At 41.1% G+C, this 16689-nt stretch carries 15 protein-coding genes and 1 pseudogene; 10 read left to right on the top strand and 6 right to left on the bottom strand.

Features of this window, described 5'->3' with window-relative positions; all coding sequences use genetic code 11:
- Nucleotides 1-16 precede the first annotated feature (16 nt).
- Both folE and KZ793_RS06355 read right to left on the bottom strand, forming a co-directional pair.
- Nucleotides 17-676, bottom strand: coding sequence for a GTP cyclohydrolase I FolE (gene folE, locus KZ793_RS06360; protein ID WP_225814496.1), 660 nt, complete (start codon nt 674-676; stop codon nt 17-19).
- Nucleotides 677-845: 169 nt separating this feature from the next.
- Complete coding sequence (locus KZ793_RS06355) at nt 846-2033, bottom strand: YbfB/YjiJ family MFS transporter (protein WP_225814704.1); 1188 nt, start codon at nt 2031-2033, stop codon at nt 846-848.
- Nucleotides 2034-2400: 367 nt separating this feature from the next.
- Between KZ793_RS06355 and KZ793_RS06350 the strand changes: the two genes are divergently transcribed.
- The 3 genes from KZ793_RS06350 (at nt 2401) to moeB (ending at nt 5360) form a co-directional block, all read left to right on the top strand.
- Complete coding sequence (locus KZ793_RS06350) at nt 2401-3147, top strand: SDR family NAD(P)-dependent oxidoreductase (protein ID WP_225814494.1); 747 nt, start codon at nt 2401-2403, stop codon at nt 3145-3147.
- Between the two features lie 219 nt (nt 3148-3366).
- Nucleotides 3367-4608: a molybdopterin molybdotransferase MoeA gene (moeA, locus tag KZ793_RS06345; protein WP_225814492.1), complete on the top strand. Its 1242-nt coding sequence runs from the start codon at nt 3367-3369 to the stop codon at nt 4606-4608.
- Entirely contained in the window at nt 4608-5360 is a 753-nt protein-coding gene (moeB, locus tag KZ793_RS06340; protein WP_225814490.1) for a molybdopterin-synthase adenylyltransferase MoeB, read from the top strand. Before moeA ends, moeB begins: the two co-directional genes overlap by 1 nt.
- Nucleotides 5361-5442: 82 nt before the next feature.
- Here moeB and KZ793_RS06335 read toward each other — a convergent pair whose 3' ends face one another.
- Complete coding sequence (locus KZ793_RS06335) at nt 5443-7038, bottom strand: ABC-F family ATPase (RefSeq protein ID WP_225814489.1); 1596 nt, start codon at nt 7036-7038, stop codon at nt 5443-5445.
- Between the two features lie 557 nt (nt 7039-7595).
- Complete coding sequence (gene aac(6'), locus KZ793_RS06330) at nt 7596-8090, bottom strand: aminoglycoside 6'-N-acetyltransferase (protein WP_225814487.1); 495 nt, start codon at nt 8088-8090, stop codon at nt 7596-7598.
- A 977-nt stretch (nt 8091-9067) separates the two neighbouring features.
- Between aac(6') and KZ793_RS06320 the strand changes: the two genes are divergently transcribed.
- On the top strand, nt 9068-9478 hold the full coding sequence (locus KZ793_RS06320) for a toxin (protein WP_225814485.1): 411 nt from the start codon (nt 9068-9070) through the stop codon (nt 9476-9478).
- Between the two features lie 194 nt (nt 9479-9672).
- Here KZ793_RS06320 and KZ793_RS06315 read toward each other — a convergent pair whose 3' ends face one another.
- Entirely contained in the window at nt 9673-10236 is a 564-nt protein-coding gene (locus KZ793_RS06315) for an LOG family protein (RefSeq protein ID WP_225814483.1), read from the bottom strand.
- Nucleotides 10237-10668: 432 nt separating this feature from the next.
- Between KZ793_RS06315 and rhtA the strand changes: the two genes are divergently transcribed.
- The 4 genes and pseudogenes from rhtA to KZ793_RS06295 all read left to right on the top strand — a co-directional run.
- Entirely contained in the window at nt 10669-11562 is an 894-nt protein-coding gene (gene rhtA, locus KZ793_RS06310; RefSeq protein ID WP_225814481.1) for a threonine/homoserine exporter RhtA, read from the top strand.
- Between the two features lie 279 nt (nt 11563-11841).
- Nucleotides 11842-12348: a DNA starvation/stationary phase protection protein Dps gene (gene dps, locus KZ793_RS06305; protein WP_225814480.1), complete on the top strand. Its 507-nt coding sequence runs from the start codon at nt 11842-11844 to the stop codon at nt 12346-12348.
- Nucleotides 12349-12563: 215 nt separating this feature from the next.
- Nucleotides 12564-12785, top strand: a complete 222-nt coding sequence (locus tag KZ793_RS06300; protein ID WP_011145831.1) for an alkylphosphonate utilization protein — start codon at nt 12564-12566, stop codon at nt 12783-12785.
- 237 nt (nt 12786-13022) lie between these two features.
- Nucleotides 13023-13133: pseudogene (locus tag KZ793_RS06295) on the top strand (helix-turn-helix domain-containing transcriptional regulator); the annotation flags it as partial.
- 112 nt (nt 13134-13245) lie between these two features.
- Here KZ793_RS06295 and dinG read toward each other — a convergent pair.
- A complete protein-coding gene (dinG, locus tag KZ793_RS06290) occupies nt 13246-15381 on the bottom strand; it encodes an ATP-dependent DNA helicase DinG (protein WP_225814478.1) in 2136 nt (711 codons plus the stop codon).
- A 184-nt stretch (nt 15382-15565) separates the two neighbouring features.
- Between dinG and KZ793_RS06285 the strand changes: the two genes are divergently transcribed.
- Nucleotides 15566-15721 carry a hypothetical protein gene (locus KZ793_RS06285; RefSeq protein ID WP_198672754.1) on the top strand — a complete coding sequence of 52 codons (156 nt, stop codon included), beginning with the start codon at nt 15566-15568 and terminating at the stop codon, nt 15719-15721.
- Nucleotides 15722-15788: 67 nt separating this feature from the next.
- Nucleotides 15789-16625, top strand: coding sequence for a 3-mercaptopyruvate sulfurtransferase (sseA, locus tag KZ793_RS06280; protein ID WP_225814477.1), 837 nt, complete (start codon nt 15789-15791; stop codon nt 16623-16625).
- Nucleotides 16626-16689: the final 64 nt, after the last annotated feature.

Below are 16689 nucleotides of genomic sequence, written 5' to 3'. Positions count from 1 at the left end.
TATCCCGATGTAAAGATTACACATGGCGAGTTGTGCGTAAAAACTCTTGACGGGTATTTTGACTAGATTTAAACAATCCACCCAAGGAGGTTGTCGTCGTGGTACTGGTTGCATCGCGGATGCCCCGCGCTTTCACACAGTAATGAACCGCATCAATTGATACGGCAACATTATTGGTGCCAAGGAGTGTCTGTAATGCAATCAGGATCTGCTGGGTCAGTCGCTCCTGAACCTGTGGGCGCTGAGAAAAAAATTGCACAATACGGTTAATTTTAGACAACCCAATCACTTTATCTTTTGGAATATAGGCAACCGTCGCCTTGCCATCAATGGTCACAAAATGGTGTTCGCAGGTGCTGGTGAGTGTGATATCACGAACGGTCACCATTTCATCCACTTTCATTTTATTTTCTATCAATGTGATTTTCGGGAAATTGCTGTAGTCCAACCCTGAAAAAATCTCATCGACATACATTTTCGCAATACGACTGGGGGTTTCTGCCAAACTGTCATCACGCAAATCGAGATTCAACAATTTCATAACTTCCGTCATATGCTCCTCAATCCGCGCTTTGCGCACTTCCGGCGCCAATGCCTGACCACGCAAAGGCGTTTCAAGACCACGAGCTTCCAGTGCCGAATGCACAAGCTCAGCTTCTTTACTTAAAGACGACATTATTTTCTCCAAAGACATTACTTTCCATCATCTGGCGGGTAGTCAATTGATATTCGAGTCATGAGTACCATCACTGAAACAGTCACGACTAACAGGTAACTATTGCACACACTGTAAATGAGCACGTGGTGATTATCCAGTGATAGCTTTTCATGATTAGATGAATTCTTTACACACGCACTTCGCTGGTCGGTTTATTCCTGTTACAAACCAATAATCCGGCAATGATCAAGGTAATCAATGCGACATATAACGCAGGCTCCAATCTCCCGGTTATTGCGGTGGAAACCGCTGACAGCATCGGCCCAATAAGCTGCCCAACAGCATATCCTGTCGTCAATAACCCGGCCATATAACGGCTATGTTCCGGAGCTAATTCACGACCATACTGAAACGCCATTTGCACCACACACATAAAACCACCACCAACCAACAAAGAGCTTAATGCCAGACCACCTATTCCCGGAATGATCTCAGCGATAAGAATGCCCACCGCCTGAATCCATAAAGTGATCGCCAGCCGGATTTGCGTTGTCAGCATATGGCGGGTCAGAATAGCAAAACCGATGCCGATGACTGCGGCGGCACCAAATATTGGCCAGACAAACTGGGCAAACAAGCTGCCAGGGAAACGATCACTTGCCATTTGCGAAAGAAAAGTCGCAGGTAAAATATAACCAAACCCCGCTAAACTGTAGCTCCATACCAGCCGCTTAATTGCAGGTGTCAAAGTCAGTTTCTTCACCTCAGCCTGCGAACGGTGTAGCTCACCACTACGGGGCAAATGCCGACTAATATAGATACTACAAATCAGTGCCAAAATGCCATATAACAGCCATGCTTCGGCAGCGCTCACTTGCCATGCTTGAATACCAATAGCAAGGATACCAGTAACGAATATTCCGACTCCCGGTCCGGCAAATATGGCAGCGCTCAACGCAGGACGATTCAATCTAGCCAACTGTTCATTGGCCCATGACGTTACTAACACCAATGTCCAACCACTCGCCCAACCAATAAAAAAACGGGCGATACTGTGCAATATCGCCCCATACAGTAGTGCAGAGAGCAATGTGATAATCACTGCTCCCCATAATCCGGCCCAAAGCCGATATTCAATCAAACGGTGCGCCCGCATTGCATCATAGGAACCGGCCAGATACCCCAGATAGTTAAAAGCCGCAACGATACCGGCCCCCGTCAGACTAAACTGGAATTCCGCGATCATTAAAGGCACTTGAGGAGTGAAGGCAGTACGCCCAATTCCCATAGCGACAACCAGTGCCAAAAATCCACTCATTGAGATATGAAAAGCCAGGTAGCGGTGACTCTGTTGCGGGGGAGTTGAATTATTCATAGTCATAAAATATTATTTTTTTAATTTATTTCTCATAAGCTATAACAGAAATTAAATACAATACACACCTTTAATTAACAAAGCTCCCGGAAAAACGTAAATTATTTCTGCCCATAAATAAAAAATCAGTAAGCAATTAATTACAGTATCTGGAACGTCGGAATATATGAATTTCCGTATTCTGCTCCACTTATTTATTTCTACCTCTACTAAGTTACCTCTATTAAGGTTAAATCGAGTTTTACAACACAACATTAGCTGAATTAACCAGACTTCCACACAATAATGCCAAAATGGTACTAACAAACCTGTCTATAAGAGATATGATTCATCATGTTATGTACAAATATTAATAAGGAGCATTTTTATGTATAAAGCATTTCAAGGTAAGACAGCCATTGTTACCGGTGGTGGAACCGGTATAGGACGGGCTATCAGTATTATGCTGGCGAAACAAGGTGCTGCTGTCGCGGTGATCTATTCACAAAGTGAGCTTGAAGCGCTGGAAACAACAGAAACAATTATCAAAGATGGGGGACAAGCTATTGCGATAAAAGCGGATGTTGCCGACGAATCTGCCGTACAGGCGATGATAAACACTGTCGTGGAAAAATTTAATGGGATCGACTATCTGGTAAATAACGCGGCGACAACCAGACAACTTCAATTTGAAGATCTTGATGCCATATCTAGCGATATTTGGGATACCATTATTGATGTTAATGTGAAAGGCACATTTCATTGTTGCCGATATGCGGCACCTTATCTTAAAGCAAGAACGGGGAGTGCTATCGTGAATGTCGGTAGTATCGCTGGCGAAACGGGCCTGGGTTCTTGTATCCCCTATGCCGCTTCCAAATCAGCGGTTCACGGGCTGACAAGATCCTTGGCTCGGGCACTGGCTCCATCGGTCAGGGTTAACTGCGTAGCGCCAGGCGCCGTTGAAACAAGATGGTGGAAAGGGAGAGAAGAGAAAATGCATACACTTTGCACTTATTTACCCTTAGAAAGAATTTCAACGCCAGAAGATGTTGCAGAAATAACCTTAATGTTGTTAAAAGCAGAATCGATGACAGGACAAATCATAACAGTTGACAGTGGTCAAACCTTATAATCTCTTGACCACTTTAACCCGGCTACAACAACAGCAAATTCCCTGACGCCAGGTTAATCGTGATGTTCTATGCGCTTATTACATATTGCGGCGTTTTGGATAACCGACACCAATATCGCCGCGTTTATGGAACATACGCTCAAAATCAAATATCACTCACACATATGATGATCTCTGCCATAATGCCATTAATAAAAAACGTTATCTGGGAGCTTCATTATGGATCACTGTCATACCTCTGGGTTGATCTCTTTGCAGCAGGCGTTGGAAAAACTTCTGACGCACGTTACACCACTGACTGACACAGAAACCGTCAGCCTCCCGCAAACATCAGGACGCATCACTGCAACAAATATTATTTCTCCTATTAATGTGCCCCCTTTTGCTAACTCAGCAATGGATGGCTATGCCGTGCACTATGCCGATTTAAACAGCAATAAACCCCTGCCTCTGGCAGGAAAAGCACTGGCAGGCGCACCTTTTCAAGGAGAATGGCCGGTTGCGACCTGTATCCGCATTATGACTGGCGCGCCTATTCCCACAGGTGCTGATACGGTTATTATGCAGGAGTACGCAGAAACTACTGATGATGGCGTCGTTTTCACTCAACCAACCAAGCAAGGTCAGAATATCCGTCTGGCTGGCGAAGATATTACTAAAGGCGCGGTGGTATTGTCGGCAGGCAGCAAATTATCCACCGCTCAATTACCCCTGATTGCGTCTTTAGGCATCGCCGAAGTCGAAGTGGTTCGCAAATTAAAAGTCGCTATTTTCTCGACCGGTGATGAACTACAAGCTATCGGTCATCCACTTAAGGAAGGGCAAATTTATGATACCAACCGTTTTGCTATTCGCCTGATGCTGGAAAAACTGGATTGCGACGTTATTGATTTAGGGGTTATTGCAGACAATCCCCAAGCTTTACGCCATGTTTTCGCACAAGCAGATCAACAAGCTGATTTAGTTATCAGCAGTGGTGGTGTTTCTGTGGGTGAAGCGGATTACACCAAGCAGATTCTGGATGAATTAGGAGAAATCAGTTTCTGGAAACTAGCAATTAAACCGGGTAAACCTTTCGCTTTTGGCAAACTAAAAAACGCCTGGTTCTGTGGTCTGCCTGGTAATCCAGTTTCAGCCATCCTGACTTTCTATCAATTAGTTCAACCTTTAATCGCTCGCCTGTCCGGCTTTACGGCATGGCAACCTCCTATGCGTATGCGCGTCAAGGTCACCACGCCATTGAAAAAGACACCGGGAAGAATGGATTTTCAACGGGGTATTGCTTCGGTGAATGAACAAGGTGAACTGGAAGTCCGTACGACAGGGCATCAAGGCTCTCATATATTTAGTTCATTCAGTCAGGGAAACTGCTTCATTGTTCTGGAGCGTGAACGTGGGCGGGTAGACGTTGGTGAAAATGTTGAAATCGAATTGTTCAATCACTTACTGAAAAATGAATAATGGCCATTGAACTCACAGACGCAGAAACCCTACGCTATAACCGTCAGATTGTTCTACGTGGATTTGATTTTGACGGTCAGGAAAAATTGAAATCTTCGGCGATCCTGATAGTCGGTGCGGGTGGTTTAGGTTGCGCAGCATCCCAATATTTGACCGCAGCAGGGGTGGGAACAATAGCACTACTGGATTTTGATACCGTTTCTCTCTCAAACCTACAACGGCAGATCCTGCATCGAGATGAACGTATCGGCATGGCTAAGGTGCATTCAGCCCAATTGACGCTCCGGGCAATAAACCCACATGTCACGATTAAAACCGTTAATGGATTACTGGAAGATCAGGCGCTAGATGAACTTATCAGCCAGAATGATGTTGTCTTGGATTGTACTGATAATGTGGCAATCCGCGAACAACTGAACCGCTCGTGTCTGGTAAGGAAAACGCCTCTGGTTTCCGGCGCAGCTATTCGCATGGAAGGACAACTCACGACATTTACTTATCAGCCAGATGCCCCCTGCTACCGTTGCCTGAGCAGACTGTTTGGCGAAAACAATCTGACATGCGTAGAAACGGGAGTTATGGCGCCATTGGTCGGTACCATCGGTACATTACAGGCAATGGAAACCATCAAACTCCTTACTGGATACGGTAAAGTCAGCAGCGGGAAGGTTTTACTGTTTGATGCAATGACAATGCAATTTCGTGACATTAAATTACTTAAAGATCCCAATTGCGAAGTGTGCAACAGTTAATCTATCTACCGATAGAAATAACAAGCAATAGAAATAACGCGCCCCGGTTATCTCAACCAGGGCGATTTATGCCACAAGATTATTACTCAATAATTCCCTGACTTCTTAGATATTCATCATAAGTACCTTTGAAATCAATGACCTTATCAGATTTAATTTCCATAACTCGGCTTGCCAATGAGCTAACAAATTCCCGATCATGAGAAACAAATATCAAAGTACCTTTATACAACTCAAGCGCAAGGTTCAGGGATTCAATGGATTCCATATCCAAGTGGTTTGTTGGTTCATCCATTATCAGAATATTTGGCTGTTGCATCATCAACTTACCAAATAGCATCCGCCCTTTCTCGCCACCCGATAATACTTTGACTTTTTTCTTAATATCATCTTGGCTGAACAACAAACGGCCTAATACGCTACGAATAGCTTGTTCATCATCCCCTTCTCTCTTCCATTGACTCATCCAGTCAAAAACTGTCAGATCGCAGTCAAAATCATTAGCATGATCCTGAGCATAGTAACCAATGCTACTATTTTCAGACCATTTAACTGTGCCACTGTTTGGCTCTGTTTCACCAACGAGCGTTTTCAAGAAAGTTGTTTTACCAATACCGTTAGCACCAATAACAGCGAGTTTCTCACCAACTTCCAGCAAGAGATTAAGATTTTTAAACAGAGGGCCACTGTCATAGCCTTTAGTCAAACCTTCCAGTTCCAGAGCATTACGGAATAATTTCTTATCCTGCTCAAAACGGATATAAGGATTCTGACGACTGGATGCTTTAACTTCTTCCAACTGGATTTTATCAATCTGACGAGCACGGGAAGTCGCCTGTTTTGATTTGGAGGCATTAGCACTAAAACGGCTGACAAAAGACTGCAATTCCGCAATCTGTGCTTTCTTTTTCGCATTATCAGCCACCAGACGCTCACGAGCCTGAGTGGCGGCAACCATATATTCATCATAATTACCGGGGAACAGACGCAGCTCACGGTAATCGAGATCAGCCATATGAGTACAAACGGTATTCAGGAAGTGACGATCATGGGAAATAATGATCATGGTGCTATTCCGTTCATTCAGTATTTGCTCTAACCAACGAATCGTATCAATATCCAGGTTATTCGTCGGTTCATCCAATAACAGAACATCAGGATTAGAAAACAGCGCTTGAGCCAGCAATACACGCAATTTCCAGCCTGGCGCCACTTCGCTCATCAAACCGTAATGCCGCTCTACTGGAATACCAACCCCCAGCAACAACTCTCCGGCACGCGCTTCAGCGCTATAACCATCCATCTCGCCATAAGCCACCTCAAGATCGGCAACACGATAGCCGTCCTCTTCACTCATTTCTGCCATTGCATAGATGCGGTCACGTTCCTGCTTTACCTGCCACAGTTCCGTGTGCCCCATAATCACGGTATCCAACACCGTGTACTCTTCAAAAGCAAACTGATCCTGACGCAGTTTACCAATACGCTCATTGGGATCGGTGCTGACATTGCCGGCAGTAGGCGTCAGATCACCTCCCAGGATTTTCATAAAAGTGGATTTACCAGAACCATTAGCGCCAATCAGACCATAACGGTTACCGTTGCCAAACTTGACAGAAATGTTTTCAAACAGGGGCTTACTGCCAAATTGCATGGTGATGTTGTTTGTACTTAACACTGCATTCGCTCTTACATTTAGAAACAAAAGGGAAATCGGAAAAATCGATAGTGGCGTATTATGCCACAATAGAACGAGAGTATCGCCTATAGTTATATACCCGTTATCTTTCAAGTTGCCTTTTTGTTGGCTGCACTCACTCACCCCGGTCACATAGTTCGCTATGCTCCCGGGGATTCGCACCCTTGCCGTCGCGATGCATCTTGAAATCCATAAGGTATATCTGTTTCTTCGACAAAAGGCTGGAATATGATAGGTAAACAGTTTGAAGTGATTGAAAAATATATATGAAAAAGTTTAATGTTACCAATAGTATAAGAATCTATGATTTACAATCTCGAACAATAATCCCTACCACGCTGCTTATGACTATGCATAGAGCCACGCTTACATATCGACATTAATTCTTTTTTAGTGTTTCGATCATGCCGGTAATCACTACCAAAATGATGGTTTACATTTCTAGTCCGTGTATTGACCTTTCTAAACAAGCAGCCATTTTTAATTTTCGATGAAATATTTTTCATGCCAAACTCTCTCATCTTCTTCATTTATCCCTATTTAATTAACTTTTTGAAAAAAACCACTCTTTCTGTCTCAACAAACCCAAGAGACAAATGAAGAGCCAGTGATTCTTCATTATTTATATCAGCATCTGATGCCATTTCAGTACATCCATGATCATTAGCCCAATTTTTAATATGCTCTATAAGTCGAGTTGCTAAACCTTTTCTTCTTAATTCCGAGGAAATATAGATCCCCTCAAGGTAAGCTACCGGTGAGGAATTGCACCCATTGACATATTCAAAACGTAGTGAAGCCTCTGCAAAACCGCAAAAATCACCTAAATCCGATCGAATCATAAAAGCAACCTGATTATCAGAATTCAAAATCGAGTTCATTTCTTCACGGTGATTTTCTTCTGATGCCGTAGGCCACAATGTACTCCGCAAATACAACCATTTATTAAAATTATGGCTGTTACTCACTACAATCTGATAGAGATTATTTTCCAACTGAATAGACGACGATTGCTGATATTTATTATCCATTTTTGACCCAGACATTTTTTCTATTTAGCGTATATCGTACTGCAAATTCATTCGTTAAAACAGACTCAAAACCTCAAAAGCACCCCTGACACCCCAAGGTTGTAATCCGATAAACGGGTCTGAATTCCCAAATCCTCGAAGAAACTGCGGGTACATGCAATAGCCTGATCAATTCGCTGTTCTTCATTTCCACCGGTAATACCCTAAACACGCTCACCATACGGCAACAATTTAGGGATTAATGATATTACGTTCACAACAATTTCCTTTTTTACCATTTTTTCATCAAGGATGTAATAGTCCCTATAGTGAATATAATCTTATCTCATTATCCAAATATGTGTTAATCAATAAATTAGTAAACTTCTTAACAAGAATAAAGACTCATTCAATATTACAATCCATTAACATCTCATCAATATAATGATGAATTAATGTTCAAATAATAAAGCTATTATTAATTCATCATAGACTTGGCGGCCTATTTTTATTTGACATTATAGTTGTTTTATATATTAGTTATTAAAAACATAGACATATTTTATCATCTATATCTACGTTTTTAGGTACAAAAATATAATTAACCGGTTGTTATTTTATAATAAAACACAAAGAGTAAAAAAATTGACTTTTATCTGAGAGAACAGGTATCTTAAAAAACATCAAGACAAAATAAAGCTTTTTATCTACACCATTTAATAGATAGTTTGTTTTTAACTTTAATCTTTTAAAAGGATAAAAATTATTAAAGACGATAATAAAATGGTGATAGCGATAAGTAAAAAGGCTGAGATATAAAAATTTAACTTCAGGAAATATAAAGAAACGGAATTCTAATAAGAAGTAAAAATTAGCTATCAAATATAGCTAAAAAGGTTGGTTTCACCCCAAGTTATTTTATATAACCATAACAGGTTGAATTAAAATCTTGGAATTTATTAATTATATTTTTAACATCAATCACAAGAGGTAATATCATGTCAGAGATCGAAGCAATTTCTTTAAAAGCACCAATCAGCGTTATTGCAAAAGTAACTAACAAATCAGAATATAAACTTAAACTTATTCAGGATTCTATCCGTCTGGATCAAGGTGAGTGGACTACTCTTCCTCCTCAAGTCATTAACAGAAGCAATGATAGCACGCCTGGAAAAGCGATTTGGAGAAGTGATTCAAACAGCCTGTTAGGTGGTGTTGCAGGACGCTGTACCTATGTATTTGTAGATAGCAAAGGCGAAATCTATAGCATTTATATTACATGGAACAATCCTCTAATTGGCAGCAGCAGCTACTCAATCTCAACCGATTATTTAGGTGATGATTTACATTTATCCTATACAGCAGATGGCGGTAATAATCCAGTAGTAGAATATATGATTGTAAGCTAATACTTAATCACTAGTATTAACAGCCATTCCTGTGAGAAGATATTTTCATTAATATCTATACAACAGGAATGGTTTATTTATTCAGAGAGGTAATATTTTCCCAATCTTAATCAATTATGAATTCTTACTTACTCTTATCATTCCTGTATAATTCTTTCATCATAATAACACCATTTTTTATTATAAGGCTGACTTTAATATGTTTTTATAGATGGAGAGCGATAAGTATTAAAACGATCGAGTAAGATAGCAGGATCTTGTTCAATTATTGCCATATGACGATATTTTTCATGCAAGAATTGTTCATCAGCCATTTTATTAATCATAGCAATTAGCGGATCATAAAAGTTATTAATATTAAGAATACCGCAAGGTTTCGTATGTAACCCAATCTGACTCCAGGTAAATACCTCACTAAACTCTTCCAACGTACCAAAGCCACCAGGCAAAGCAACAAAACCATCAGCTAATTCAATCATTTTGTTTTTACGCTGATGCATCGTTTCAACAACGTATAATTCAGTCAGATTTTTATGTGATATTTCTCGCGCTTCCAATAATGTTGGAATAACACCAATCACTTTCCCGCCCTCTGCCAAAACCGTATTAGCAACAGTTCCCATAATACCCACGCTGGCGCCACCATAAATGAGCGTAAGATTACGTTTAACCAACTCCTTTGCGAAGATAATGACATTTTCTTTATAGATCTCAGATATACCCAAGCTTGAACCACAATAAACAGCTATACTTTTCATTATCTCAGCTCCTGTTACTTTACCTTCACATGAAAAATAGGATTATACGTTAGTATCACAATCATACAACTCACTTATAAAACGGATACCAAGAAAAACAAAATAAACACGGTTTCTTTCATATTCAATACATTAGCATTAATCATAACTTATTCTTAATTATTATGATATAAAATCAAGCCTCAACCAGATTGTAATAAGTACCTTCATCACTTGTAATCCCTAAATTATCAACATATTAAAATACAATGTAAATTTATACCAAAATTATATACCAATAATGAAATTTAATTTCACTATAACTATATAATATGGTCTAATAAATGAAAAATATTTCACTAAAATTATATTCTCTAAACCTATTGAGTTATCTGCATTTCACTGCGAAGATTATCGGCCAGATCACTTGATTTTAATTGAGGTTTTGCCCGGATGTCTTCTTCCAAGCTCCAAAAGAGTGCCTTTCCATTAATACCTGTAATACTGTTACTGCTTGCCATGACATCAATTCAGGGCGGTGCTTCTCTTGCCAAAACGCTGTTTCCAGTCATCGGTGCACCGGGTGTTACCGCACTGCGCCTAGGTCTTGGAACTATCATTCTATTTATTATTTTTAAACCCTGGCGTCTGCGTTTTAGCCGAAAATCCATCATGCCACTGCTTACATATGGTATTGCTCTTGGCGCGATGAATTATACATTTTATATGTCACTGACAACTATTCCTTTAGGTATTGCCGTGGCTCTTGAATTCACCGGCCCACTGGCTGTAGCTATGTTCTCATCACGCCGACCAATAGATTTTCTTTGGGTGGCATTGGTTATCGCCGGCTTAGCTTTCCTCCTACCCATTGGCAATAATAATATTGATAGTTTAGATCCGATAGGGATTATTTATGCACTCAGCGCAGGTGTTTGCTGGGCACTGTATATTATTTTCGGCCAACGCGCCGGGGCAGGTCATGGAGCAGCAACTGTGTCTATTGGTTCATTTATCGCTGCTATGATATTTTTCCCTGTCGGTTTGATACAAACGGGGCCAGAACTATTATTTGATATGTCAATTCTCCCTCTGGCACTGGCAATTGCGATTCTGTCTACTGCATTCCCATACACACTGGAAATGATTGCTCTGACCCGTTTACCTGCACAAACATTTGGTACTATGATGAGCCTTGAACCCGCACTGGGTGCGCTATCTGGTATTGCGTTTCTGAATGAGCATTTAACGATAACGCAATGGCTAGCACTGTTCTGTATTATTTTTGCCTCCATCGGTTCTACGTCAACAATAAAAGGAGAACCTAAAATCACCGAAGTCGATTAATCATTTTATTTAATCGAAATAAAATAGAAGCCGGAGGAATAAAATCATTCTCCGGTTTTTTATAAATAAGAAACTCATTCATGACCAAATTATTCACACAGACTCACCTGATAAATTATTATACTTTCCAATATTAATCTAAGAATTTTATGGTAAATATTTTACTATAAAAATTAACTATTGATTTAATAGGAATAAGCTATATGACTTAAGACTAATATCGAGTTACATTCATCTCATCAATGAAAAACTCATTATTAACATCAAGGGAAAATTATTATGGGGACTGCCAAATTAGTCAAAACAGAGACATCCACACTACTTTATACTCGTAATGATGTCGATAATGACATTAAGCAGGAAACAATTGAAATTCTGAACCATATGGTGATCCAATTTATTGATCTTTCACTGCTTACCAAACAAGCACATTGGAACATGCGTGGCAGAAATTTCATTTCCATCCATGAAATGCTGGATACCTTTCGTGCCACGATTATTGAACATTCGGATATCTTTGCAGAAAGAGTCGTACAACTTGGTGGAATAGCTCTCGGCACCGTGCAAGAAGTTAATAGACACACAGCACTGAAAAGCTACCCAACAAATATCCATGACGTACAGGATCATCTAAAAGCATTAGCCGACCGTTATGGTGTTGTCGCTAACGATATCCGCAAAGCGCTGGATGAAGTTGAGGATGAAAACACCGCAGATATGTTAACTGCCGCCTCTCGTGATCTCGACAAATTCTTATGGTTTATTGAAGCAAGCGTTGAGCAGTAAAATATAAAGAGCCGTCACATTAAGAGCTCTGAGACTTACAGGCCCCTGTTAACAACGGGGCCTGTTTGCATTGACCTTTCATCACCCATACCCGACACGGCAAAACATCATAAAATGCCCTCCACATGGACAAATTTCGCCACATCCTTTAATAATCAGCACAAATTGTCTATAATCCACACTTATTTTCAGAAATAACTTGAGGAAATAAAAAAATGGACAACGAAGTAAAAGATAGTAACGGCACCCTACTTAATGATGGCGATTCTGTACAGGTCATCAAAGATCTAAAAGTAAAAGGCACATCAGCAACGTTAAAACGCGGCACTTTGATTAAAAATATCCGTCTTACCCATCGTGAAGATGAAATCGAATGTAACGCAGATAAAATCAGAGGGTTAGTATTGAAAACCTGTTTCCTGAAAAAAGTAGGATAAACCGCCTTTTCTATCGATTTTATTTACCAAATTAGCCGCCCCCTATAAAGAGGGTGGCGCAAAAGGCTAGCATTTTTGCTAAGAGTAAAAATAAACCGCGATTTTGGGTAGATTTATTCTTGGGCTCTATCAATTATTACCTTCAGAGCGGTTTTGCTGTTCCTTGTTAAGTTTATCTCTGTAAGATAAAAAAACTGCTCTTAAAGGTTTCTAGTCGTTTTATCTCCATTAGGGAGTGAGACGCTGTACCGCACACTGTCGCCGAAAGGCAATCCGACACTCAAAACTCTGCGTAGCGTAGTTGCAGCCACAGGGCTCCAATTTTCGCATATTGCGGCGACAGCTTAATCCTTAATTGATAGGAATTATAAAGCCTGGATGGTACCGAGGTTATTCATATTATTGCTATGTTACTGCCCATAACGACAAGAATCGGCCTTGCTTTCGCTAATTGTGAGTTTCAATTATCCTTTTTTATGCTCTCAATTTCCGCCTCTGAAATAACCTCCGGCTGCTCAATAGGGAAAACAGGCAGCGCTTGCAATAATCTTGGGCCATACCTTTTGCTCAGTAAGCGCCTGTCATAAATTACCACATCACCATAGCATTCATGACTACGGATCAGTCTTCCTACTTGCTGAATAAGACTAAAAGAAGCGCTTGGTAAACTCTGCACTTCAAAAGGATAACGTTTGAGTGATTTCAACCACTCACTTTCAGTAATAATGACCGGATTATTGACCGGCGGAAATGAGATTTTTTGAATGTGAACCTGGGACAGATAATCACCCTTTAAATCCAAACCTTCCGCAAAAGATTGCAATCCAACCAATACGCTACATTGCCCTTCATTGATACGCTGACAATGAGTTTCCACTAACCGATAACGTGGCTGATCCCCCTGCACCAATAACATCAAGCGTAAATCTGTCACATAAGAGAGAAAGATATCCATCGCCCTCTGACTGCTGAACAAAATCAACATGCCTTTATGTTGCTGCCTCAGCAATTGAGCCCTGAAATAACACGCCATCTCTTGCAAATGAGCAGTTTCATTGTGCAGTGTCGGCTCCAATGACATTTTGGGAATAATCAGTTTGCCCTGCCGCCTATGATCAAAAGGTGATGACAATGTGACAAAACGGTCGCCTGCTTTTTCAGTTAACCCAGTCAACTCCTGAATACGGGAAAAACTATTCAGAGAACAAAGCGTTGCCGATGTCACAACCACATGAGGAATGCTACGCCAAAGCAGTTGATTAAGCTGTTCGCTGACTCTGATACCGGCACAATGGAAGTAAAGGTGCGACTGATTTTTCTCATCACGGCGTCTCAGCCATTTTGATACCGGTGCACTGGATGACTCTTCCAACGCTGCCAAGCGCCACAGCTTAGTCATATTTTCAAAATATCCCAGCGTACGACTGGTATGCAAAATAGACCGATGCAATCTGACAATATCCTGTTTAGCCGTCCGCTCAGTCAGATCATTCAGTATCGCTTCTGCCAGACCCCGTAAACCGTCGGTCAATTTAAATAGCTGCTGGCAGCAAAGTAGCAAGTTATCCGGTAATTTACCCATCCCGAACAGATACTCATCTACTTCATTCTTTTCAGGTAAAAGCGCCTGAGTGATAATTGCGAGTTCTTTAAAGCATTCCCGTAGTTTTTCACTATGCTCATTCAGGCGACTGGCATTAGCTAAGCGTGGTGGCTTTGCCGGATGGAATTGCACCAGATATTGCTCAACATGACGAACAAAAGTATCTAATTGACCATTAAGTTGAAACAGAGTGATTTCCCCCTCAACTTCCAGAGAATCCCTGGCAACATCCGGTATATGGTGTCCTTCGTCGAGTACCAATAACAAATTTTTAGCATCAGGGAGTACCGATTCATTCTCCAATGCCGCCATCACTAACGCATGGTTAGCGACCACCACATCTACATTATCTATCTCACGGCGAGCAATAAAAAACGGGCAACGATGATAATACTGACAGTTACGTCCCAGACAATTTGCTTTATCTGTACTCACTTTCGTCCACAAAGCATCGGACAAAGCCAATTTATGGTGATCACGCAACCCATCCCAGGCAAAAGTTGTGTAATCACTACGCAACCGACGACACAATTCCCTCTCTTCACTACTGGCAAGCTCTGTTTTGTCCTCAACCAAAAACATGAGATCGATCTGCTCACTCTCGGTTGCACAGATAGCTTCAAGATTGCGTGGGCAAACATAACGACCACGACCAAAAGCACCGGTAAATTTCAGATCGGGAATAATTTTACGCAACAGAGGAAGGTCTTTACTGTAAATCTGATCTTGTAAAGCGACATTCGCCGTACTCACGACCAATGGCTTACTTTCCGCTCTGCTGATAGCAATGCCAGGTAGCAGGTAAGAAAGGGTTTTACCGATTCCCGTTGGCGCTTCAATAACCAAATGACGCCCTTCCTGATCCGCAAGTGTTTTTGCAACTTCGGCAATCATCTGTCGCTGCGGAGCACGAGAAATAAAACCATTAATATGTTGAGGTAATGTCTTATACCACTGACTTATCTGATTTTTTATTGAATTGGAAAGTGCCATTGGATTCTACTGCCATGAAATCGGAGCGCTATTGTCCCACAGAGCAAAAATGAAATCAGCTTCATACCGAGACAACAATCGGTCAACCCACCATTTAATTCCACATTCGTTAAATTGGTGAGTACCTTGTCAGCTATTCAGAACGCTATATACTGCCTATTTTCTACAACACCTGAGAACAATAATGAAAAAGCTCCTTATCATTTTCATCGCTATCTTTGCATTTGGTTCAATTGGCGGCGTATTCTTGGCGGGCCTTAATATGTATACCCGTTCAACCACACCGATAGAATCACCAACCAGTCAACAACAAGAAACCACCACAGCGCCGGTACAATAACAATAGCGGGCCGTGACACTGACTTATCTTTGTATCTAATTCATCTTCGTATCAAGTGAGGGATTCCATGAATAACGCATACTTTGTCACTCCACAATGGTTAAAAGATCATCTTGATGATAAGAATCTCGTCATCCTTGATGCAACCGCCCCACCACCACCTCAACAGATTGATTGTCATAAACTTTGGCTGGATACCCATATCCCCAACGCCCAATTTTTTGATTTAGACAAAATTGCCAATCATCAAAGTGGATTACCTCACATGCTGCCCGATTCGCAAACTTTCAGTCAGGCTGTTGGCGCGATGGGGATCAGTGAAAATCATTTAGTCGTGATTTATGACCAAGGCAATATGTTCTCTGCCCCTCGTGCATGGTGGACATTTAAGATATTCGGTAGCCACAACGTCCGTATTCTTGATGGCGGTTTACAAGGCTGGCAACAGGCCGGATTGCCAACAGAATCAGGTGAAGTGAAACGCAATCCCCAAATCTTTAATACCGATTTCGATGCCGACAAAGTGAAATCCCTGGAGCACATTCTGGATGTGCTAAATGATCAACAAACCCAAATTGTCGATGCCAGAGCAACAGACCGTTTTCAAGCTAAAGCACCAGAACCGCGTCCTGGATTAAGAATGGGCCATATTCCTGGCAGTAAAAACGTTCCGTGGACGATGTTGGTAGAGAATGGTCACTTTAAATCAGAAACTGAAATTACAGATATTTTCCATAAGCAAGGCGTCGATTTAAACAAACCGGTTATCGCCAGTTGTGGATCAGGTATGACTGCTGCCGTTTTAGTATTGGGTTTAGATATCATCGGCAAGAAAGATGTTTATTTATATGATGGATCATGGGCTGAATGGGGAGCAGACAATACTCTACCACTTGAGAAATAATTAAATACTATAGGGCATATTCACTCTATGCCCTTTAATTATTTAATATACCCTTCATCTTTCA

This window comes from Photorhabdus antumapuensis, from assembly GCF_020387775.1.
GTDB lineage: Bacteria > Pseudomonadota > Gammaproteobacteria > Enterobacterales > Enterobacteriaceae > Photorhabdus > Photorhabdus antumapuensis.
This window is presented reverse-complemented; position numbering and strand designations above follow the sequence as displayed.